This window comes from Microcoleus sp. N3A4, assembly GCF_036701805.1.
Taxonomy (GTDB): Bacteria; Cyanobacteriota; Cyanobacteriia; order Cyanobacteriales; family Microcoleaceae; genus Microcoleus.
In genome coordinates, this window is record NZ_JAUBRJ010000107.1 from 1 (window position 1) to 18430 (window position 18430).

An 18430-nucleotide genomic window follows, 5' to 3' on the forward strand; every position below is an offset into this window, starting at 1 on the left:
GAGATAGTAGCTTCCCAGTGTCCGCGCTTTACGTCGCTGGCGGTCTGCGATACCTGGCAGCAGTAGCGATTCCCGTCAATGTGTCTAGCGAACGGACACTGAGCACAGGTAAAGGTGGCGGGGGCGGCAGTGTCGATCGTCGTGGCAGTCGTTTGTGTTACGTTCATTGTTAGTCCTTTGTTAGGGCCATAACCACAGCGCTAGGCCGTCAAACTTAGGTGCTGTGGTTTTGTTTTGTACTACTATTTTAGACTACCATTAGGCTACTTGTCAATGGGTATCCTACATTAATTTTAGACTACCAGTTAGACATCACAGTTTAGTGGTGTCTAACTGGGTTGAGCAACCTAACCGATCGCCCGGATATCGGACTCTGTGACAATTTTCTGCAACCTCGCTGCGATACTTGCCCGCGTCCCCTTTGTATCGGTTCCCTTCGCCGATGCCAGCTTGCGGATATTCTGAATCGACATTTTATTAAGCAGTCCCTCGATGTCTGTCGCCGCCCCTGGTGTTGGCGTCGGCGCGTCCGTGGATTCTGCAACCTCGACATCAATAGCTGGCTCAATCTCAGGCTGTACCGAAGTGTCCGGCGCTGTTGGTGCTGTGGGTTCCGGCTCAGTCGGTTCTGTTGTAGTTTCCGGCGCTTCAGGCAAGAGGGCGATCGTCTCCGAGTTAAACTTACTCTCGATCACACCTTTGAAAACCTCAACCTGCGACGGATCGACGTGGTGCAGCATCATCAGCGCCGTGTCTACCTGCGAGAGTGCAGACTGGCAAGCTTGCTCGACTGATAGCAGTTGTTGGCGATGCTCCTGAAGTTCGGAGAGTTTAGCTTGTAGCGCGGTAATTTGGGCGGTTGTGGCGTCGATCGTGGTGTCAATTTGAGCGAACTTGGCGGCGAGTAAGCTGATCATTGTGGTGTCCTATTGGTGTGTAGTGATTGTTAGCGTCGGGTGCGTCGGTTCCCGTTTCGCTTGTGATACCATCTTATACTACTTTTTAGGCTACCGTCAATAGGGTATCCTATATCAATCCCTTATGACACCCGTTAGACACTATCAGCTATTTGTATCCTACCTATTAGACACTTTACGGCGGTAGTACAATAGAATGGGTAGATAACCTATTAGGAAACCAATATGGTAAAACAACCTATCCCCGCCGTAGTTCAGGGGACGATCGAACTAGAGAGCGGTCAGGTAGTGGAGTTCGACTCCCCCAAAGCTCGTGCGTGGCTGGCAGAGATAGAAACTGTCCCGGAAACAGGCAGGGAGAAGGGGCGATCGTTCCGCTACGAATCAATGAAAGGTTACGCATCCTTTACCGCCCGCAACCAGCCTGTTAAGGGGATATCCTACTGGTACGGGAGTAAAAAAGTAGCCGGCGAGGTTCATAAACACTACATCGGCAAACTCGACAATTTAACGATCGCCCAATTGGAAGAAGTAGCAGAAAGGTTTAGTAACCCAGAGCCTAAAGCGGTAGATAAGAAGCCGAGAGCGGTAGCAGATAGGATACCTGAAGCGGTAGGGCAAGAATCCAACAGTCGTATAGAAGCGCTTGAGACTCAAGTGAGGGAGATGCGCGAAGTCTTGGAGGAATTGCGGGGAAAATTGACGGCTTGAGCGGTTCTGAGCCGGAGACGCCCAAGCCTGATAGTGCGGTTGCCCAAGAAGTATCTAATGAGTTAGGCTACCTAAAGGCTGAGAATGAGAATCTGAGGCAGGAATTGGCAGAAACCAAGCGGCAGTATATGGAATTGCTCGAAAATTCAGCCGCTACTATTGGCAATCTCAACCAGCAATTGGAAGAAGCGCGATCGCAATTGGCAACACTCGCAGCCGATCGAGACGACCTCGCCCAACTCAAGAAACAGGTTAAGGAAGATGCAGCAGAAGTACACCGGGAGGGGCGGGCGATCGAGCTTGAGAAAGTCCGCTGGCAAGGGCAACTCAGCGACGCCAGAAGTGAGTTAGCAGAAGCAAAAGCCACAATCCTTGAACAAAACAACAAGATTCGGGAATTGGAGCGGGGGTACAGTTTCAAGCCCAACCCCGCAGAGTCTAGGTTGAGGCTTGAAATTGGCGAATTGCAAGAACAGCTCGCCGATCTGAAACAAAATTCAGCCACTGCCGGCGAACAGAACCCAGCCCCGACGATCGACCTATCCGAGCAAATACCGGAAATCATAAATTTCCTGAAAGAACTGCTACCCCCGGATACCAAGTGGCCCAAGCGGGTAATGCCCAAACTACGGGAATTTCTGGAATCTAAGGAAGATTAGCGGGCGATCGAACCCCAAAACAAAAAAGCTCCCCGACCGAAAATGTCAGGGAGCTTTTTTACACGATGGGTAATTCGTAATTGGTAATCGGTAACGGGTGTTGCCCCAATTACCGCAGTATAGCGGCTAGGAGCTTGGGTGATCGCTAAAATCACCGATTTTCTGGCGGAATCGACTTGATATCTTTTTCCCAAGCGCGCACGTTGATTAGTAACCGGTTGCCGTTAAAGCTGTAGTGCACCCCAAGTTTGATGGGATTATTGCGCGGGTTTAGTCTAGCCTGCTGTACCATTTTTCTCAATTTTTGTTCAGATTGATTGAGAGCCACCGCTGCCCGCTTCAGTGGTTGAAATTCTTGCGCCAGCCCGTAACCGTGAATGATAGCTTCAAGAGCTTCCACTCGTTTTTGAAGGTTCAAGAGTTGCTCGATATATTGATCGTTGTCCATAAAATCAAATCGTGGCGTGTTGGTAGACTCGACTGAACAGTCGCGATCATTGAGAAAGCTAACGCTGTCAAATCATCTCTAACACCGTAGCGCTCGTTTATGTTGGCAATGTTCAGCGGGCGATGTTCAGTGCCAGCAATTGCTCAGAGGTTAATTTCTGAATTTGCTGCGGGGGCTGCCAGCGAGGGCCCCAGTTCTGGCGAAGTTTGGAAAGTGCGATCGGGCTTGGCAAGAGTTCGGCTGATTGTACCCAAACCCCAATTCCTGATTCCTGATTGCAGTAGTAAGCATCAAACTGTTGCCGCGTCACCTTTGCCAGCCTTCCTTGCTCTGATACCCGCCAGAGTCGATCGAGCGATAGTCTCTCACGCTTCAAAACCCGGACAATTCCTAGCAGTTCAGCAACTGGCATCGTGGCGTAAATTGCAATATTATCGCCCGGTTTTAGGGATGATCCAAAGCTGCCTTTTCTCAGTTCGATCGTCTTGGGATTGTGGGTGAGGAAAAAACTAGCGGCCCAATGTGGGTGTACCGATATGAGGAAGGTGCGATTCATTTTCCCTTCCCCATCAAGGTTAGAAATGGATTCAAGAGCATTAAGCAAACAGTCGCAACCCTTAAGTAGTTGGAAACAATCGGGCGCAATGGCGACGGAGTTCGACTATCTTTATTTAGGTTCCAAAAGATATCTTGATGGATTAGTTTGTGGGCGTCTGGTGAGAGCGGAACGCAATCTCTGATAACCCACTCATTCCTTAAATTCTTGTAGTGCAAATGGTGCGCGTGGGTTGCTCGTTTCCCGGGCCATAAAGCACATCGCTTGCCTGTTGCTGCTAGAACACTGTTGCTCTTTTTGCGCCAGTTAACCGACTGTATGTATGAGGTGTATTCGGTACTTCTAGCCATTGTTTTGTTCTCCTTTCATTAACTTTTCGAGCATTGCCCGCGCATCGGCATAACGCTGGTGACTTCTACCGCCAGATGTTACTCCCCATAGTAAAAAAATTGTCTTTTCCTTACCTAAATTTTCAGCAATTATCAGCTTAGCTAATTGCACCCGTTGCTGATGGTCTTTTAGCGGGAATTCTTCAGAGAAAACAGGTGCGGAAGCTTCCGTGAGTACATCAGCCAAAAAGTCCTCTAAGCTGCCTTCCGAGGCTTCCGCACAGTCGGAGGCTTCCGAAGCTTCCGAAGCTTCCGCTCCCTTCCTGTAAGGTTTTGCGGGGCTTCCCACGTTTTGACTGGGAACATCCCGACCCGTCCCAACAGAGCCAGCGGAAGAGTCAACTTCAGCGCTGGAAACCTCATCTAATGGCAGTTTGTTAATCTCAATTTTGGGCATCAATCCCAGTACGGGATTGCCAATAGTCGAGAGGATAATGGGGGTTTGTTCATCCATTGAAGTAGGGATTAATAGCTTTAAATTTGCTGCCAAATTGTCCCTAGTGTCCTTGCTGGCGATGACGTTTGAGTTGTTCAGCATCTGCTCAATTACGCCGTAAGAACCCTGCTCTTCATCGTTGCTTGTAGTTCTTACCAAACCTTGTGCTAACAGCGCTAAATTAAGGCGAATATTCGAGTCGGCAACGCCACTAGATGCGATGTTGAAGGACTGAGTGCAGATGAAGTAACCTACGTTATACTGCCCCCCCACAGTGGCAATCATTCCTAGCTTAGCGGCAACTGATTCCCAGATAACAGAATTCCTTTTCTGGGATAGGCACTGATGCGTCGCAAACCAGTCCTCAAGGATTAGTTTGATAGGTCGGTTGCGGTATGTTTCCTCTGTTGCAGGTTTCGACTTTCTCTGTTGCAATTTGTCGTAAACTTCATCCAGAAACTGCATCGACTTTTCAATTTGCAACGGGTCAAACACCGTTAAACGATCGCTGGCAACACCGGGGAAGTCTTCATACTTTTGGGAAATCACATAGATGTCAGCTTGCGGAAATCTTGTTGTCAAGTCCGCTAACCATTTATGTAGAGTGTGGGTTTTGCCGCACCGGGTAGGAGCTGCTAGGAAAATTGATGTATTGATGCCTGCTAGGGAATTTAGGATTTTGTTGGCTATTTGTCGAGATATCTCAAGGTTAGGGTTCGGCCCGATCGCCGGTGATGTTGACTGCTGCACCTTATCGCCGGGATTGGCCACGCTGTCGAGCGTTGTTGTTCCAGTTAGCTGTGGCTGTTGCTGCTGGGTGATGCCCATAGATTCGAGGTAAGCTTGTTCGATTTCACCTTCGATCGCCACCTCGTCAGCTTCTAAAAGCTTCTTATAGCGTTGTTGCGTTGAGGCCATTTGGAATGCAGATTCAGCAGCATAATCGAACTCGTAAGCCTGGTTTTGATACTTCTTAATCCGTTGTCGAATTGGCTCCTGTTCTGCCTCCTTACGGGCAATCAGCATAACCGTCACCATGCCCCCAGTTGCGAGCAAACTAAGCAAAATTTTAATGCCGCCAAACCCACGCTCGATCGACCGAAACTCTGCTTTAAGAGGGACTAACCATGCAGGCTGCGACTCTATCCTGTTGCCAATTCTGTATTCAATGCGATCGTTGAAAGGTAGGGCTGTAGCAGTTGCAAACCCAGCAATCCCCAGACCTAACAAACCTGATACAATGGCCTGATTTTTATTCGCTAACATTGCTCAACTTGCTCCATACTTGGGTTGCCACGAATGCGACGGTAATTACGATTAATACAAAGCTGAAAATCAGCAGTTGAGAATTGGCAACTATCCAAGCTTGCCATGCGTCCCAATTGCCAGCAATCAAGGCAGTTCCCACGGCGATTAGGATTAATTGGCTCCGAACTTTACCCGAACCTTCAGCACTCAAGCTGTATACTGCCAACCCTAAACCGACTGCCGGAATTAAAATTACAGCACTAGGTATCATCGCCGGAATCGCCCGTACTATAAGGGATGCGGATAGACCCGCACCGAAGTAGGAGCCGAATTCTCCCCAGTTTCCGGTCAAATTCCAGAAGCGTTCTATGCCACTAATTTCGTCAGTTTTCTGTTGTTGCTGCTGTTCTGGTTGCTCAAAATTGCCAGCGTTCAAGTAATCGAATTCTGAAGAGTCAAATTCTGAGATGTTCATACAAAAAAAGCGGGCGTTAACCCGCTTACTAAGGTTTATTTACGTCCACTGAAGAAATCAAACAAGCCACCTAAAAAGCCTTTGCCGTTGTTGCTCATAGATGAACTATTAGCGCCACCCGAACCGCTTGGCACAGCGGGTATTGGGTCAAAGTCTTTCGCATTGATGTAGTTGTTGAATGCCGACCGTTTCGCCTGCATTGCTATTGCTTGTTGAGGTGATGCTTGAATCGCTTTTAAGCTTTGTTGGAACCCGTTCTGTTGAATCTGTCCCTTAGCCTGGTGATTGGCTTTGATGAGCAATAAGCGCTGGCGGAAATCTGCATTTTGCAGTGTTTGTGTTGACGCTCCTTGAACCTTTACCAGACCCAATTCGTGCTGCAATTGTTGGCTTAAGTTGACGATGTGCTGGTCGTGTTTAGCACCTGCAACAATTGCTTTGGAAACGTACTTATCAATTTGGGCTTTGTCGGTCAAGCCACTTTCAATGGCTTCTAAAGTTAGCCGTTCAAGCTCGACTTTATTAGCTCTGATTTTGGCATCATGCCTGTTGTAGGCAGTTCTCAGTGTTTTTTGAAGGTCTAAAATTTTGGCTTGCCGTGCAGCTTCGTTGACCATCTGCGCCGTAAGGATGCCAGAGTGATAATCGAATTCGCGGGCTACGTGTGCAGCGCCACTTGTTTGGGCTACTCGAAATTGCATACAATGCTCCTTAGATAAGATTCCCCCAGCTCGTGCCAGGGGAAGATTTACAGGCCGGCGGGTTACTTGTCCAGAGCGTCCCGTCGGTTTTGCATTTGGTTCAGTCTGTTAGTTACTTGATCGGCTCCGGGATGACCGACATCTGGGATATACTCACCACGCCGCCAACTGTCGCCTAGCTCGATCGCGCTTCCTAAGTCCAAACCGACGGCGACATACTGGCATTCAGGAAAGTCCATCTCGCAACCTTCGCATTCATCACCCTCTGGTGCTTGCCAGCCGATCACAAAGTTGTCTACCGCCTCCCGCTGTTCAGCAGTAAGCGAACCGTTGGGATTGAGATTCTCAAACATATCGAGATGAGAGGCCAGCCGATACCGGGAATCATCGCCATAGTGCGGGATGCGATCGATATGGCGCTGGATGTAGTCGGGGTCAACACCGCCAGTTCTCGCGGTCAATTCTGGGGCCTCGGTCTCGGCGTCTTCGTCTTCCCAGAAATCGGAAAGGTCGATCGGGGTCAAATCTTCATCGGTGATCATTACTTAAGCCTCCTCACTTTTTACGTCGATCGCGTCGCCATCTTTCGATAAATCCTTGCGCTCAGGCTTAGGCGTGGAAGAGGAACCAACAACTGACCCCTGAATATAGTTGCCCTTGATTTCTTGGGTATAGTTTCCGCCGTTTAAATGCACCGTATTGCGACCCGATTTGATGGTTTGGCTTGGTTCAGTGTTAGGCTTCCCGTCTTCATACTCGAATGCGTTGCCGTCTTGGTCGATAAAGATTTTCTTCATTTTTGGAATCCTTTGTTAGTGATTGGTTTTTGCTTATCCGAAAAAAGTTTTTAATTGCTTCACTTCTCCCGGTTCGGATGGCGGTAGGGTCGCTTCTACTGCTTTCAATGCGTTGATCGGACAAATTGGTTCGTCGGAGTAGCACCTGACCACTTCTGTTGGCTTACGACTGCTAATAACGTGTACATCGCGGTAGTGTTGGTTGGTTCGAGGTGGAAATAAATTAAACATTGCTAGAACTCCATTGGTGCAAAGGGTTCGGGCTGTGCGATCGACTGTTGGGCGATCGGCTGCTGTACTGCTGCTGCCTGTGGGCAATTGGCAATCTCCCAAGTGTTCAGGAGGTGCTTGCCATAGCGGCTTAACAGAATTCCGATCAGGGTGCTGTAGTCGCTCGCCCCAGTGGCTGCGAGTAGCTCATCAGCCAGCGGTACAAATCGTGAAGGCAGGACGGCGCGGGTTTGTGCCATTAGTTTTGTTCCTTGTTGAGTCCGTAGAGGTTAAAGAATTGAGGTCTTGGGGCAACTTTGAAGCGGCCCTTAGAAGCCTCACACATTGGCTGTAGGAGACTTGCGGAACCGCCGATGACAATCAGTTCGCCGAGAGACGGCAGATACTTCGCCCAATTGGTCTTAAGCTTTGCCCTGATGTCAGATACCCAAGCGTCCCGAACAGTCACGAATTCTCGCGAGAAATCAATTTCAGTGCTTCCATAAATCAGGTTGCCACTGGCGATCGCATCCATAATCATTCCGGCATCAGCAGTAGAGGCGACTTTTGGCAGAATGGCTGCTGCGACTTTTTGAGCAACGTAAGACGTTCCCGGTAAGACAATATCGGCATCCCGAAGCAAAGCGCCGCCGGGGGCGAACAAACGGGCGATCGCAGTTCCACCGCCGATATCTAAGATGCCGTTGGGGTTCTGCGGATATCTCCACATCTGGCGACCAAGTGCGAGGTCATACGCACCGCGACACTCATCAACAGCCACCACTGATCGGATTGTCGTTAAACAGTCGTGACCGTTAACAGAAAATTCGATCGTGGTTTCGAGTTCTTTGAGTTTGGCGATCGTCGCCTGGTTCCGGCTGTCCGGCGTCGGGATGACGAGCCTTTCTATGCGCTGCGGGGAGTCCGAAGCGAGGGCGGGGAGAATCAGCAAGTGTGCCAAGTCAGCCTTGCCAGACTCGAAAGCCGGAGCACCGCCCATGAGTTGAGCCAATCTGCCGACTAAATAGCGCTTGCCATCGAATCCGATTTCGTAGCTCTGACCGTCGCTTCCGCCTTCCTCCCAGTCAGCCAATTCTTTGACGTAAGACGGAATTGACCGCACTGTCTGACAGTCGATCCATTTTGTAAAACGATTGCCGGGGTCTACGGCTAGCTGCGTCCGCACAGTGGCTCTGTGTGGCTGCATAGAGCCAAGCGTGGTTTGTCTGTATTCGGTTATCATTGTTCAGTTTTTCCCGTCGGGGATAGGGTTTGAGACGCTTTAGGAGCCAGTTTCGGAGCAACCGCGCGGGGATGTACGTGTGACCGTTTTATGCTCAGGACTGGCTTTACTGCGTTTATGAGTGCTAGTATAACATAGACTAGCAGGTATGCAATTAATGAATATTTGCCTAGTCGCTTACTTCTTCGCAAAGTGAGATGATGGCAGTAATGCAACTTATGTATTTACTGCCATGTCTGACCATGAAGAGAAAATCATCTCACTGCGAATATTTATGCCTGAAGAACTCAAAAATGAATTTAAAGCCGTCTGTGCAAGGCAAGGAGCGAATATGAGCGAAGTCGTGGTGAAGTTTGTAAAAAAATATGTAACCGAATACGGAATCTTCCCCTATAGCGCCGATCGCCCATCCGAACCGCAGCCCACAGACTCGCAGCCCCCAACAGCGGAACCAGCCGCAGCGAAAGGTAAGCGGGGTAAGGCAAGTAAAGGTGCTAGTTGATGTTTAGCAACTATTTAGAAGATGTCTAGCAAAGGAGAAGAGTTTAGTGACCGAATCAGTTAGAGCCGTTCGGGCGTCAGTGCAAATAGGTTCCCTAACAGTCGATGGGTTCATGCTGCCAGACGGCAGTTACCGGATGAGCCAAACACAGGCGGCGGAATGTGTGGGTTTAAAGGTTCAGAACATCTCAGATTTTTTACGCTCTAAGGCATTCAAAGCTTTAGCAGGTGAGGGTTATACGCCTCAGATTTCCGAGATAGAGCCAGCGGAAGAGCAACTTAGAGGGAAAGCAAGGATTAACGCGCTACCGTTAGCAGTCGTTAGAAAATATTGGCTGTGGCAGTCTCACCGAGGAAACAAGCAAGCTCTGGCTCTTGTAGATGCTCTGATGGCTGAAACTTTAGAGCGGCGTTTTGATGAAGCTTTCAACGTTACCCGCACCGAGACTGAAAGAAACGAATTGCTCAGTCAGCGAGTTCAAGAGCTTGAGCGCGATATCCGAGAAGCGTTTTGGGTTGACGATGAAGCCAGAATCGAACGCGACCACTATGAACGGCTCCTCAGAGAGAACGGCATCGACCCTTGGAAGATTCCGGGGACAGATGAGGAGTAAATGGTGGTGAGGAATTTGCGATCGCCCTTGGGGAGTTGTGGCGGGCGATCGGCTTCTTATTAAGAATTTGCAGCGATATCCTTGCTATCTGAGATAGATTTTGCCTATGCTAAAATCTATTTATTCCACCGTTACATTGCGGGGCATTCCATGATAAAAGGCTTTGCGAGGTTTGATTCTTTCATGATTTTTCCTTTTGATTTTGCAACACCTGAAATCAAAAGGATTCAAATCTAAGCTGATAGAATCGATCGTGATACATATCCCGGTCAAAATCTTCTGTCTGGAATCGTGGGGGAGCTGTTCGATCGCAATCTCAAAGGGTACAGAATTTTAGGCAAGTCGCTACCGATTAGCTAAAAGTTGAGCCAATTTCGCAAACTTGCCGGCAGGATATCGACCGTAATCGATATTTGTGCGATAAGATATGAAGAAACAACGCTCTTTTTTTAAGCTTGTATGTCGCACGAAAATCAAAAAGCATTCCCTCGAATGACGTGCAGCCTCAGTAATGAATTACTGCACGAGATAGACCAAATCTGCTATGAGCATCGGGTGAATAGATCGGAATTTGTCCGAGAAGCTTTAAAAACCTATCTCAAATACTTTCAGGCTCAAGCCCACAAAATTAACCCACCCAACGAAGAATCGCTGGCAGCTTGAGCTTTCCAGCGATTTTTGCATTTTGTAAACATAACTTTTGTAGTGACATCCGGCAAGATTTTATCTACAAAAGTTAGCCCCTTACTATCAACTCGGCATCCTAAGAAGATTGCCGATTGTTATCCTTATCATGCCATACATCAAAAAAAGAATAAAGCGCTCTATAGGCGCTGTGGCGGTTGGTGCTAGCTTGCTGGGTAGCCTTCGTGCTAGCTGGTTTTCCATCTGTAGTGTTCCGATCGAACATTCCCGAAATTCTTACACTACCCATAGATTCACAAACTCTTCAAACCTAGGCTGTATCGCTATTGTAGCAGCTTTAGATAAATTTAGTCAAGTATTTGAGCAGATCTTGAGTAAGTTTGAGCAAGTTTCTGCACCTACCTTTGAAGCGATCGGGGGTGCGGTGTAATGGACATCACACAATCTACACAAGAAAATCAAGAGCTTGATGCCACACAACCCACACCGGATTTAGAAGGATTAGGGGTACTGTGCAGCATTGATAAAAAATTTCTCACCCCTGAAAACGAAGCCCACATCGCGGGCAGAGACTTACTCAATAAGTGGGCCCGCGAAGGCTGCCACAGTGCCAGCATCGCCCAAGCTTCACATTATTTAGGGTATTCGGTAAAATCGGCGGGCATCCTATTCATGGGCCAAAATGGGCAAGTGCAATTCCGGCCAGACATTGCAGAGAAAAGACCGGGAAAGAAGAAGCCCCTAAAATACCTTTCGCCCCTCGGAGAATTTGACGCTCTCCTCCTCCCTTCCCCCGACAATCCGCTCTACTGGGAGATTGAAGCCCTAAAGCGAGAAGCTTTCTATATCAATGATGTACCCTACATCTTGATTACTGAGGGAGTATTTAAAGCCCTTGCCGGGTGCTCCAACGATATTCCTACAGCCTCCCTGCTGGGAGTAGAGCAAGGGCTGACAGGCAAAGCTCGCGATCGGGAAAATCTACGGCATTTAGTACCGGCTTTGAGAAGGCTGGCAGAGGCTGGCTTCGGCTTTATCATTGCCTTTGATGCCGATGCTCTCACAAATTCTAATATTGTTGATGCCGAGCGGAAATTGGCTAAGCAATTAGCTAAATTTAATGTGCCAGTGCGCTCAATTACTGGGTGCTGGGAAGCCGGCCCGAACGGTGAATTTAAAGGCATGGATGATTTTATTCAGCATAAGGGGATTGAGGAATTCCGAGCAATCCTTGCCAAGGCCAAATTATTTGATGAGAAAGAGAGCGATGAAAAAGGGGAGAAAAAAAGCAAAATCCCTAGCTCGGATGCAATGGCCCGGCAGATTGCAGAAGATTACCGAGATAAGCTTGCTTTCAATAATGAGGTACTGTGCTGGTACAGGTACGAAGCCGATGCACCGGGTATCTGGAGCCCAGAGACTGATGAATTTATCGAGTCGATCATCTACCATATTATTGAATCTAAAGGGATTATTAATATCCCCCCTGGTTACATTGGAGCCACAGTGCGATTCTTGCGGTGCAAACTGATCGAGCGTAAATGGCAGCCCAAAAATGGCTTGCTTCCCTTCCAAAATGGAGCTCTAGAAATCAGCACGGGCAAGCTGCACCCGCACTCACCGGGCTACAAATTCACATGGGCACTGCCACGGCCGCACTCGATCGTCGCCGCAGATTGGAGCAATATTTCTCAGTGGCTAGATACTGCTACAGGTGGCAATCTGCATATCAAGAATCTGCTGCTAGCCTACGCCGCTGCTACTCTTAAGGGCCGTGCTGATATCCAAAAATTTCTCCATCTCATCGGCATCGGCGGCAGTGGCAAAGGTACATTCTGCCGCCTTCTGATAGCACTGATTGGGCTTGAAAATACACACAGCACCACACTAGATGACTGGTGCGGGAATCGCTTTGAGGCAGCTCAGGCCTACGGCAAACGATTGCTAATATTTCCAGATGAAGACAAGGGAACGCGATCGCTGGGCAAATTTAAGCAGTTAACGGGCGGCGACTGGCTGCGAGCTGAGGAAAAAGGCAAGAAGCCCTTTAAATTCAAATTTGAGGGCATGGTAGTTGTCGCGTCGAACTTCCCTATTTTTGGCGCGGACAATTCTAGCGGTATGTCGCGCCGGACGATCGCCGTGCCTTTTGATGCCGTGGTAGCCCGGAATGCCCGCCGCAATCTTGATAATGATTTTGAGCCAGAATTGCCGGCCTTTACCAATTACCTACTTTCTTTAGATGATGCTTGGGTCGCGAATACCTTGCGCGGCGTGATGGATATTCCTGAGATTGGGGCCCAATTCTGGGAGAGCAAGATTCGGGAAGATTCGATCGCAGGCTTCCTCAATGACAAACTAATTCTCGATCCACTTGCACAAGTATCGATCGGCGATTCCCCCAATGCCGAGGGTTCGCTGTATTGGGCATATCACAAATATTGTGACGATCAAGGCCATAAACCGCAGGCGATAAAGAATTTTAGCCCTAATCTGATTGAATGCGCGAATACAATCCTTGGCTGGCAGATTGAGAAAGCTCACACCAAGGTAGGCAAAATCATCAAAGGATTGCGGCTCCGCACCAAAGCAGATGAGCACCTGCCGACCTACGATTACGAATTGCAATTGCGCTGCAAAGCTGGTGACGGATGCGGTGACGGGTCGGTGACGGGTCAGGTGACGGGTCAGAACCTTTGCTCAGAGCCGATTACAGCTTTGGTGACGGATTCCTCCTATACTCAGGTGGAAAAAAATATCAATGTTGATGCTAAAGCCCAAAAGGACTCTAAGGGATTTAGCAATGAAGAAATCAATAATACTGAGAGTGAGATAGCACTCAATCCGTCACCGGAGCCGAAACCCTTACCAATAGCCAATCCTGACCCGTCACCGCATCCGTCACCGCATCCGTCACCGACTGAGCCGATCGCACTTCCCGCACCGGAACCGGAACCCGACGCCGAACTGGTAAACCGGGGGGCTGCCGCACTACGGAAAGCGATCGCAGAAAATGATGCGGTAGCGGTCAGGGACGCTGCCAAAAAATCAATCGAATCAGACAGTACAGGGCGTCTAAAAGTAGCAATCAAAAAGCTTCTGAGTGATGAAGAGAACGAAGCTTGCAGGATTTTAGCTAATGCCAATCGTAAACAGTCGCAGCCACAGCCAGAGGCAGAGGTAGAGCCAGCACAGCCAACCGATAACACCTCAGAGCCGGAGGTGACTGAACCGATCGCACTTCCCGATAACTCACAGGAGCCGGAAACCCCAGAACCTGCGCCAGAACCAACAGAGCCGGAGGTGACTGAAGATGTCGAATAATTCCCTAGCCGTCTCCGTTCTAGCTGCCCGATCACCCGCCCAACTCGACCCCGCTACCCACGCCGAATGCTTGCAATTTATCCGTACCGCCATTGCCAGCAACGATCGACAAACAGCCCTCGACATCAAAAATGTACTTGCCGAAGTCTGCCAGAACGGATACGCCGATCGTGCCGCCATCTGGGCCGACCTCACCCGAACCGAGCAACAGAATTTCAAAGAACTGTTAGCACTGCCGCCGATCGCGCTGCCGGAACCCGCGCCGGAAACAACACCCGCGCCAACACCAGAAGTGGAACCCGAACCGGAAACAGCAATAACCCCAGCCGACGCCGCGAAGATGCGAGAGATAGCCCTGGTGTGGTGGCCCGAAATGTACCCCGAAGCCTTGCAAAGTTTGGTTACTCAAATGTTTGGTTGGGGTGAGCCGGCACGTAAATACAGCGCGGTGCAGATAGCGCGGTGGTCGCAAGGAGAAGAAGAGTTGATTCGCTATCGCATTGGCGAGCTCATGGCGATCGGACTGGCGGATCAATATGAAGATGATGAGGAGGAATAACGCACCAAAAAACGGTAGACGCTTGGGCGATCGGGACTTTTTAGAGTTTCAGGAGTTGGTAGCACGTTGCCCAAAATATTTTAGCGAACTCCCCGCACCGCCGATCGAAGCCGCCACCCAAAAAATTAGCTGATTTTTTGTGTGCCCTAAAGTCAGGCATTTGCAGTATAAAGTCAGGCGTTTGCAGTACAAAATCAGGTATTTGCAGGTATTTGTAGGGGCTGCATTTTACCTGCATTTACCTGAAAATAGCCTGCAAACGCCTGACTTTTTCGGTCAAATTGCTGCTTTATTGTGCTGTTCGTGCCTTTGCTTGTTGAGGCTGGTTATGGCTGTTCTCAATCGGTAGCAAGCAATGTTTTTGCGATCGCAAAACCTGACTTTTACGTGCAGACAAAAAATAATGCACCCTTATGAATGGGAAATCGTAGGTGTCAAGGCGCTTGATTTTTACCCGATCTGAGACTGTGCCGATTGCTCACATTGCTCCTGGTTGTGGCGGTTTTTGTGGAGGCGATCAACGCTGGAAAAGTCTCAGCAGCCGATGTTCTGGCAGTTGTCGGCGAGGCAGAATTTGCAGAGTTTGAGAGGCTTGTGAGTTTTCATGGGACAGCATGAAAACTCACAATTTTTCACAGTTTTGCACAATTTTTCACAGTTTTGCCCCGATCGCCCCCCGACCGCCTCCAAAAATCGGTGCTGTTTCGATACCTTTTGGGCCCCTTTCCCGTCCCTAACGCGCGATCGCTCTAATATACTAATAAAACTAATTTAATTAATAAGTTTTGGAGCCGATCGACCGTGAAAGTTACCAGGGTCAAAACCAGAGCCCACAAGCATTTGAGTTAGTGTGAGCAGGGGGATAATCTCGCATAATCCGGTAGGCAAACCGCATAATTCAGGCAGAAAAACTAACGAAAGCTAAAACTTGCGAATAAAAACTAATAAAAACTAATAAAAACTAATATTTTTTTATACCCGAAAGCTAACGAAAGCTAACGAAAACTAACGAAAGCTAACCCCTTTGGTCATCGAGGCGATCGGGTTTAGCCCGATCGCCCGCCATATCGCGATCGGATATTTAATTATATTTATTTATATTTTTTTATACCCAAGCGAAACGCCGGAAACCTTTGTAGCGTATAGCTTTTAAGGATTATTTGTGATATAATTAAAGGTAAAATTTGCACTAATAAAAAATATGGCTGATTTTGAGTCTGTAACAGTTCGGGGAAAGACGCTTGAGGCTTCTAGGATGTGGGTAGGAGCGCAAGAATTTCTGATTGTGGCGATTCCGAGCGATCGGGACGCAGCTACAGCAGAGATTCACACACAGCAGGCGATCGAAATTGTACCAGGGCTGAGAATTCAAGATAAAAAATCCGGTAAAGAGCTGAAGATTTTATCAAAACCCCAGGGATATTGTAATCTCGTGGAGGTGCAAGATATTCACCATATGCAGCTCTCCACGCACATTTCAGAAGATGAGATACGCCAAAATTTCCGATTTGTAGGCTGAAGCCGTGCGGGATGCCCGTCATGCCGATCGCAATTAATACAGTTAATACAGTTTTTACAGTGTTTGGGCGGGTGTAAAAATTGTATTAATTGTATTAATTGCGGCGGGTGCGATTGCCTCAGACATGACGTACAAGTCTCAAACTGCATTCGTCAATCAATGCCTCGTCAAAAATTGGGTACATAGAATTGGCGTGATCGCCACCAGTCCAATTAATGATGTACTCCCATTGCTCGTTTTTTGGATGCCAGCAAATTCCCATTATTTCGCCGACTTCGGGAGGAAAACTCTCGTCCACCTCTCCGTATTCGTCAATCCAAAAACTGTGGATTTGGTTGCCGATCGTAAACCGAGGTGAAGGGTATTTTTGAATAATCTCAAAAGCTGGTTGAGAGCGTGGAACGAAAAACGCCATGATCGTCAAGGCGAAACCTTGCAGAAGTCCACGCCGGGAAAATGTAAAGACTTGCGATCGCCCCTGTGGATAATTACCTGGAATTGTCATAATGATTAGGCTCCAAACGTTGTTAGATAACGATTTGGGGAAGTTCGTAGCTAGCTCGGTGTTGAAGCACCGCGCTGGCCGCGCATATCAAATCTTCCTTAAACTTACGATCGCTCTTTTCCAGCCGCTTGTCAACGAGTGGCTGTAAAGTTTTGTGAGAAAGCCCCAGAAATAACCGGGGCGGTAGCTTCCTAATTTCCTGAGAGATGTAGCTTGCCCCTACAAACTGTGCAGCGATTAAATCAGATTATCTAAAAGCTCAGTAATGTCGCCCTGGTCGCGGCTGCGATTGTCGTCATAAATCATCAAAGTATCGAGCTTTTTATGGCGGCTGAGTTTCTGAACTTTTCGCACATTCCCGTCAGTTGCGTCTAGCGCCGCAGTAATTGCGCTGTGGCGGATGCGGTGCGGACTCATCTGCTTAGTGATGCCCGCTTTTTCGCAGTGCCGCACTACAATCTTGCGGATGCCGTCGCCAGTCAAACGATGGCCCGCGCTGGCAAAATCAAGCGACGTGAACAGCGGAACATTCGGAGAGGTACTGCCGCCCTTTGCCTCTAGCCAGTCGCCGATGGCCGCCACCGTCACCGCCCCTACCTCTATTGTTTCCGCTTGCGTTCCGCGTCCCTTGCCCAAAATCCGCAGCGTTCCCTGTGCCCGATCGAAGTCGGCAAGGTTGAGCAGGCTAACTTCGTTGCGCCGGAGAGCATTGCCCCACAGCAGCCTGAGCAAAGCGTAATCTCGCTTGCCAGCCAGAGTTGCCCGATCGCACTGTTGCAAAATTTGTGTAAAAGTCGCCGCATCAATACCGGATGTATCGCGATACTTTGTGACCTTCTCTCCCTTAATGTCCTCTAGCGTAAAGTCGCAGACTCCCAGCTTCCGCCCCATCCCGACCAAGGACTTGATGGCAGCCAGCCGCCGATTAACAGTCGCTTCAGAAAGCGCCGCCCTCTGACCGTCGCCGTTGACCAGCAACGCCTTGTACTTGAGCACCACCGTCATCGCCTGTCGTGATTCGAGGTGTAGGAACTCCAAAACACTTTCGGGGCTGGGCGGCTTTCCCGTCATCGTTTGAAAAAAGTCGTTGACATCTTTTTCATAGGCCCGCTTGGTATTGGGCGATCGCTTGTCTGCAAGAAGTTGCTTAAGCACGTCGGGGTCTTCGTCCAGTAGTGGGGCAAAGTGTTTCTCAATTTTGGCATCGAGGGAAGCATTGAGGGCGACGATCGAAGTTTTTGTTTTTAGCATTTTTACGGTATTGATAATAGTAATTTCCGATAACAGTAGGACAAAAAGGGGCCCCGTCCGTTTTTGGCGGGGCTACAAATCTAGGCCGCGAACTTCAGCCGCTTAAGTTGGGCGATCGCCGCCGACTGATTTTCTGGCTCAAGGACGATCGCTGGGATATTTTCACCCGCCTTCGGATTTAACTGCCGGGCCAGAACTGCGGCGTGATATTGAAGATGGCCGCTGATAACCTTGTACCCGCTACTGTCTCGCGCTAGCACCGGGGGAATAACAAAACCGCCGATCGTCAAACTGAGCTCCCCTAAAACCTCTAGCTCAAACTGATCGAAGTTGCTGGCAGGAATATCCGAGGTAATGCGAGCCACCGGGACGATCGACGGCATCAATTTCTTGGCTGGCTGAACCCGCCCGCGTCCCCCATCGCCACGGCCCGGCGGTTGATTGTCAGTCTCTATGGCTGCGGGCGCTATGAGTGCGCGGGCGGGTGCTGTTGTAGTGACTGTATGGCTTGCTGCTGCGGGTGTTGAAGGTGCGCGGCTGACTGCGGGTGCTGCTGTTTGTGCGATCGGCGCTGCTGTTTCTTCGACTTTCGCTGCAAGTGCGGCTTCTTTCTCGGCTTCTGCTGCGACCAGTGCTTCAAAGCAAGAGATAGTAGCTTCCCAGTGTCCGCGCTTTACGTCGCTGGCGGTCTGCGATACCTGGCAGCAGTAGCGATTCCCGTC

The 18430-nt window shown here is 49.2% G+C and carries 26 protein-coding genes; 11 read left to right on the forward strand and 15 right to left on the reverse strand.

Annotated elements, in window-relative coordinates; translation table 11 throughout:
- Positions 1-347: 347 nt before the first annotated feature.
- The gene (locus QUA56_RS34125) at positions 348-917 is read right to left on the reverse strand and encodes a hypothetical protein (protein WP_333367703.1); all 570 of its coding nucleotides are present in this window, start codon (positions 915-917) and stop codon (positions 348-350) included.
- A gap of 225 nt (positions 918-1142) precedes the next feature.
- Between QUA56_RS34125 and QUA56_RS34130 the strand changes: the two genes are divergently transcribed.
- Together QUA56_RS34130 and QUA56_RS34135 are read left to right on the forward strand one after the other, a co-directional pair.
- Positions 1143-1628: a hypothetical protein gene (locus QUA56_RS34130; protein ID WP_333367706.1), complete on the forward strand. Its 486-nt coding sequence runs from the start codon at positions 1143-1145 to the stop codon at positions 1626-1628.
- Positions 1625-2287 carry a hypothetical protein gene (locus QUA56_RS34135; RefSeq protein WP_333367709.1) on the forward strand — a complete coding sequence of 221 codons (663 nt, stop codon included), beginning with the start codon at positions 1625-1627 and terminating at the stop codon, positions 2285-2287. Before QUA56_RS34130 ends, QUA56_RS34135 begins: the two co-directional genes overlap by 4 nt.
- 151 nt (positions 2288-2438) lie before the next feature.
- On the opposite strand, the gene QUA56_RS34140 is transcribed toward QUA56_RS34135, so the two are convergent.
- The 10 genes from QUA56_RS34140 to QUA56_RS34185 all read right to left on the reverse strand — a co-directional run bounded on the left by QUA56_RS34140 (position 2439) and on the right by QUA56_RS34185 (position 8790).
- A complete protein-coding gene (locus QUA56_RS34140; protein WP_333367711.1) occupies positions 2439-2735 on the reverse strand; it encodes a hypothetical protein in 297 nt (98 codons plus the stop codon).
- Positions 2736-2847: 112 nt separating this feature from the next.
- Positions 2848-3291 (reverse strand): hypothetical protein, encoded by a 444-nt coding sequence (locus QUA56_RS34145; RefSeq protein ID WP_333367714.1) that lies wholly within the window; start codon positions 3289-3291, stop codon positions 2848-2850.
- 342 nt (positions 3292-3633) lie between these two features.
- Positions 3634-5382 carry a hypothetical protein gene (locus tag QUA56_RS34150; protein ID WP_333367717.1) on the reverse strand — a complete coding sequence of 583 codons (1749 nt, stop codon included), beginning with the start codon at positions 5380-5382 and terminating at the stop codon, positions 3634-3636.
- Positions 5369-5839 (reverse strand): hypothetical protein, encoded by a 471-nt coding sequence (locus QUA56_RS34155; RefSeq protein ID WP_333202768.1) that lies wholly within the window; start codon positions 5837-5839, stop codon positions 5369-5371. Before QUA56_RS34155 ends, QUA56_RS34150 begins: the two co-directional genes overlap by 14 nt.
- A 35-nt stretch (positions 5840-5874) precedes the next feature.
- Positions 5875-6540, reverse strand: coding sequence for a hypothetical protein (locus QUA56_RS34160; RefSeq protein WP_333367719.1), 666 nt, complete (start codon positions 6538-6540; stop codon positions 5875-5877).
- Between the two features lie 62 nt (positions 6541-6602).
- Entirely contained in the window at positions 6603-7082 is a 480-nt protein-coding gene (locus QUA56_RS34165) for a hypothetical protein (RefSeq protein ID WP_333367722.1), read from the reverse strand.
- Positions 7083-7085: 3 nt separating this feature from the next.
- Positions 7086-7337 (reverse strand): hypothetical protein, encoded by a 252-nt coding sequence (locus QUA56_RS34170; protein ID WP_333367725.1) that lies wholly within the window; start codon positions 7335-7337, stop codon positions 7086-7088.
- 33 nt (positions 7338-7370) lie between these two features.
- The gene (locus QUA56_RS34175) at positions 7371-7568 is read right to left on the reverse strand and encodes a hypothetical protein (protein ID WP_333367728.1); all 198 of its coding nucleotides are present in this window, start codon (positions 7566-7568) and stop codon (positions 7371-7373) included.
- Positions 7569-7570: 2 nt separating this feature from the next.
- Positions 7571-7807: a hypothetical protein gene (locus tag QUA56_RS34180; protein ID WP_333367730.1), complete on the reverse strand. Its 237-nt coding sequence runs from the start codon at positions 7805-7807 to the stop codon at positions 7571-7573.
- On the reverse strand, positions 7807-8790 hold the full coding sequence (locus QUA56_RS34185; protein ID WP_333367733.1) for a ParM/StbA family protein: 984 nt from the start codon (positions 8788-8790) through the stop codon (positions 7807-7809). The genes QUA56_RS34180 and QUA56_RS34185 overlap by 1 nt, the downstream gene beginning before the upstream one ends.
- A 232-nt stretch (positions 8791-9022) precedes the next feature.
- Between QUA56_RS34185 and QUA56_RS34190 the strand changes: the two genes are divergently transcribed.
- The 3 genes from QUA56_RS34190 to QUA56_RS34200 all read left to right on the forward strand — a co-directional run bounded on the left by QUA56_RS34190 (position 9023) and on the right by QUA56_RS34200 (position 10568).
- Positions 9023-9292, forward strand: a complete 270-nt coding sequence (locus tag QUA56_RS34190; protein ID WP_333367736.1) for a plasmid partition protein ParG — start codon at positions 9023-9025, stop codon at positions 9290-9292.
- 46 nt (positions 9293-9338) lie between these two features.
- A complete protein-coding gene (locus QUA56_RS34195; RefSeq protein WP_333367739.1) occupies positions 9339-9905 on the forward strand; it encodes a hypothetical protein in 567 nt (188 codons plus the stop codon).
- Between the two features lie 492 nt (positions 9906-10397).
- On the forward strand, positions 10398-10568 hold the full coding sequence (locus tag QUA56_RS34200) for a ribbon-helix-helix domain-containing protein (protein WP_333367742.1): 171 nt from the start codon (positions 10398-10400) through the stop codon (positions 10566-10568).
- A 100-nt stretch (positions 10569-10668) separates the two neighbouring features.
- Here QUA56_RS34200 and QUA56_RS34205 read toward each other — a convergent pair whose 3' ends face one another.
- Positions 10669-10839 (reverse strand): hypothetical protein, encoded by a 171-nt coding sequence (locus QUA56_RS34205; protein WP_333367745.1) that lies wholly within the window; start codon positions 10837-10839, stop codon positions 10669-10671.
- Between the two features lie 140 nt (positions 10840-10979).
- Between QUA56_RS34205 and QUA56_RS34210 the strand changes: the two genes are divergently transcribed.
- From QUA56_RS34210 to QUA56_RS34230, 5 genes are all read left to right on the forward strand, one after another.
- Positions 10980-13874: a phage/plasmid primase, P4 family gene (locus QUA56_RS34210; RefSeq protein ID WP_333367748.1), complete on the forward strand. Its 2895-nt coding sequence runs from the start codon at positions 10980-10982 to the stop codon at positions 13872-13874.
- The gene (locus QUA56_RS34215) at positions 13864-14433 is read left to right on the forward strand and encodes a hypothetical protein (RefSeq protein ID WP_333367751.1); all 570 of its coding nucleotides are present in this window, start codon (positions 13864-13866) and stop codon (positions 14431-14433) included. Before QUA56_RS34210 ends, QUA56_RS34215 begins: the two co-directional genes overlap by 11 nt.
- Positions 14417-14566, forward strand: coding sequence for a hypothetical protein (locus QUA56_RS34220; RefSeq protein WP_333367754.1), 150 nt, complete (start codon positions 14417-14419; stop codon positions 14564-14566). The genes QUA56_RS34215 and QUA56_RS34220 overlap by 17 nt, the downstream gene beginning before the upstream one ends.
- Before the next feature lie 341 nt (positions 14567-14907).
- Positions 14908-15051 (forward strand): hypothetical protein, encoded by a 144-nt coding sequence (locus QUA56_RS34225; RefSeq protein ID WP_333367759.1) that lies wholly within the window; start codon positions 14908-14910, stop codon positions 15049-15051.
- 583 nt (positions 15052-15634) lie between these two features.
- Positions 15635-15952 (forward strand): hypothetical protein, encoded by a 318-nt coding sequence (locus QUA56_RS34230; RefSeq protein WP_333367762.1) that lies wholly within the window; start codon positions 15635-15637, stop codon positions 15950-15952.
- Between the two features lie 118 nt (positions 15953-16070).
- Here the strand turns inward: QUA56_RS34230 and QUA56_RS34235 are convergent, their stop codons facing one another.
- Positions 16071-16457, reverse strand: coding sequence for a hypothetical protein (locus tag QUA56_RS34235; RefSeq protein WP_333367764.1), 387 nt, complete (start codon positions 16455-16457; stop codon positions 16071-16073).
- Between the two features lies 1 nt (position 16458).
- Here QUA56_RS34235 and QUA56_RS34240 point away from each other — a divergent pair, with 1 nt between their 5' ends.
- The gene (locus QUA56_RS34240; RefSeq protein ID WP_333367767.1) at positions 16459-16605 is read left to right on the forward strand and encodes a hypothetical protein; all 147 of its coding nucleotides are present in this window, start codon (positions 16459-16461) and stop codon (positions 16603-16605) included.
- Positions 16606-16694: 89 nt separating this feature from the next.
- On the opposite strand, the gene QUA56_RS34245 is transcribed toward QUA56_RS34240, so the two are convergent.
- Entirely contained in the window at positions 16695-17708 is a 1014-nt protein-coding gene (locus tag QUA56_RS34245) for a tyrosine-type recombinase/integrase (protein WP_333367770.1), read from the reverse strand.
- A gap of 80 nt (positions 17709-17788) precedes the next feature.
- On the reverse strand, positions 17789-18430 hold a 642-nt coding region (locus QUA56_RS34250), incomplete at its 5' end, for a hypothetical protein (protein WP_333367773.1).

What these genes read in the sequence shown, in the direction of transcription:
- QUA56_RS34125 (WP_333367703.1), bottom strand. Translation starts at nt 917, where the DNA reads ATGATCAGCTTACTCGCCGCCAAGTTCGCTCAAATTGACACCACGATC.
- QUA56_RS34130 (WP_333367706.1), top strand. Translation starts at nt 1,143, where the DNA reads ATGGTAAAACAACCTATCCCCGCCGTAGTTCAGGGGACGATCGAACTA.
- QUA56_RS34140 (WP_333367711.1), bottom strand. Translation starts at nt 2,735, where the DNA reads ATGGACAACGATCAATATATCGAGCAACTCTTGAACCTTCAAAAACGA.
- QUA56_RS34145 (WP_333367714.1), bottom strand. Translation starts at nt 3,291, where the DNA reads ATGAATCGCACCTTCCTCATATCGGTACACCCACATTGGGCCGCTAGT.
- QUA56_RS34150 (WP_333367717.1), bottom strand. Translation starts at nt 5,382, where the DNA reads ATGTTAGCGAATAAAAATCAGGCCATTGTATCAGGTTTGTTAGGTCTG.
- QUA56_RS34155 (WP_333202768.1), bottom strand. Translation starts at nt 5,839, where the DNA reads ATGAACATCTCAGAATTTGACTCTTCAGAATTCGATTACTTGAACGCT.
- QUA56_RS34160 (WP_333367719.1), bottom strand. Translation starts at nt 6,540, where the DNA reads ATGCAATTTCGAGTAGCCCAAACAAGTGGCGCTGCACACGTAGCCCGC.
- QUA56_RS34165 (WP_333367722.1), bottom strand. Translation starts at nt 7,082, where the DNA reads ATGATCACCGATGAAGATTTGACCCCGATCGACCTTTCCGATTTCTGG.
- QUA56_RS34170 (WP_333367725.1), bottom strand. Translation starts at nt 7,337, where the DNA reads ATGAAGAAAATCTTTATCGACCAAGACGGCAACGCATTCGAGTATGAA.
- QUA56_RS34175 (WP_333367728.1), bottom strand. Translation starts at nt 7,568, where the DNA reads ATGTTTAATTTATTTCCACCTCGAACCAACCAACACTACCGCGATGTA.
- QUA56_RS34180 (WP_333367730.1), bottom strand. Translation starts at nt 7,807, where the DNA reads ATGGCACAAACCCGCGCCGTCCTGCCTTCACGATTTGTACCGCTGGCT.
- QUA56_RS34185 (WP_333367733.1), bottom strand. Translation starts at nt 8,790, where the DNA reads ATGATAACCGAATACAGACAAACCACGCTTGGCTCTATGCAGCCACAC.
- QUA56_RS34190 (WP_333367736.1), top strand. Translation starts at nt 9,023, where the DNA reads ATGTCTGACCATGAAGAGAAAATCATCTCACTGCGAATATTTATGCCT.
- QUA56_RS34200 (WP_333367742.1), top strand. Translation starts at nt 10,398, where the DNA reads ATGACGTGCAGCCTCAGTAATGAATTACTGCACGAGATAGACCAAATC.
- QUA56_RS34205 (WP_333367745.1), bottom strand. Translation starts at nt 10,839, where the DNA reads ATGGGTAGTGTAAGAATTTCGGGAATGTTCGATCGGAACACTACAGAT.
- QUA56_RS34210 (WP_333367748.1), top strand. Translation starts at nt 10,980, where the DNA reads ATGGACATCACACAATCTACACAAGAAAATCAAGAGCTTGATGCCACA.
- QUA56_RS34215 (WP_333367751.1), top strand. Translation starts at nt 13,864, where the DNA reads ATGTCGAATAATTCCCTAGCCGTCTCCGTTCTAGCTGCCCGATCACCC.
- QUA56_RS34220 (WP_333367754.1), top strand. Translation starts at nt 14,417, where the DNA reads ATGATGAGGAGGAATAACGCACCAAAAAACGGTAGACGCTTGGGCGAT.
- QUA56_RS34230 (WP_333367762.1), top strand. Translation starts at nt 15,635, where the DNA reads ATGGCTGATTTTGAGTCTGTAACAGTTCGGGGAAAGACGCTTGAGGCT.
- QUA56_RS34235 (WP_333367764.1), bottom strand. Translation starts at nt 16,457, where the DNA reads ATGACAATTCCAGGTAATTATCCACAGGGGCGATCGCAAGTCTTTACA.
- QUA56_RS34240 (WP_333367767.1), top strand. Translation starts at nt 16,459, where the DNA reads ATGATTAGGCTCCAAACGTTGTTAGATAACGATTTGGGGAAGTTCGTA.
- QUA56_RS34245 (WP_333367770.1), bottom strand. Translation starts at nt 17,708, where the DNA reads ATGCTAAAAACAAAAACTTCGATCGTCGCCCTCAATGCTTCCCTCGAT.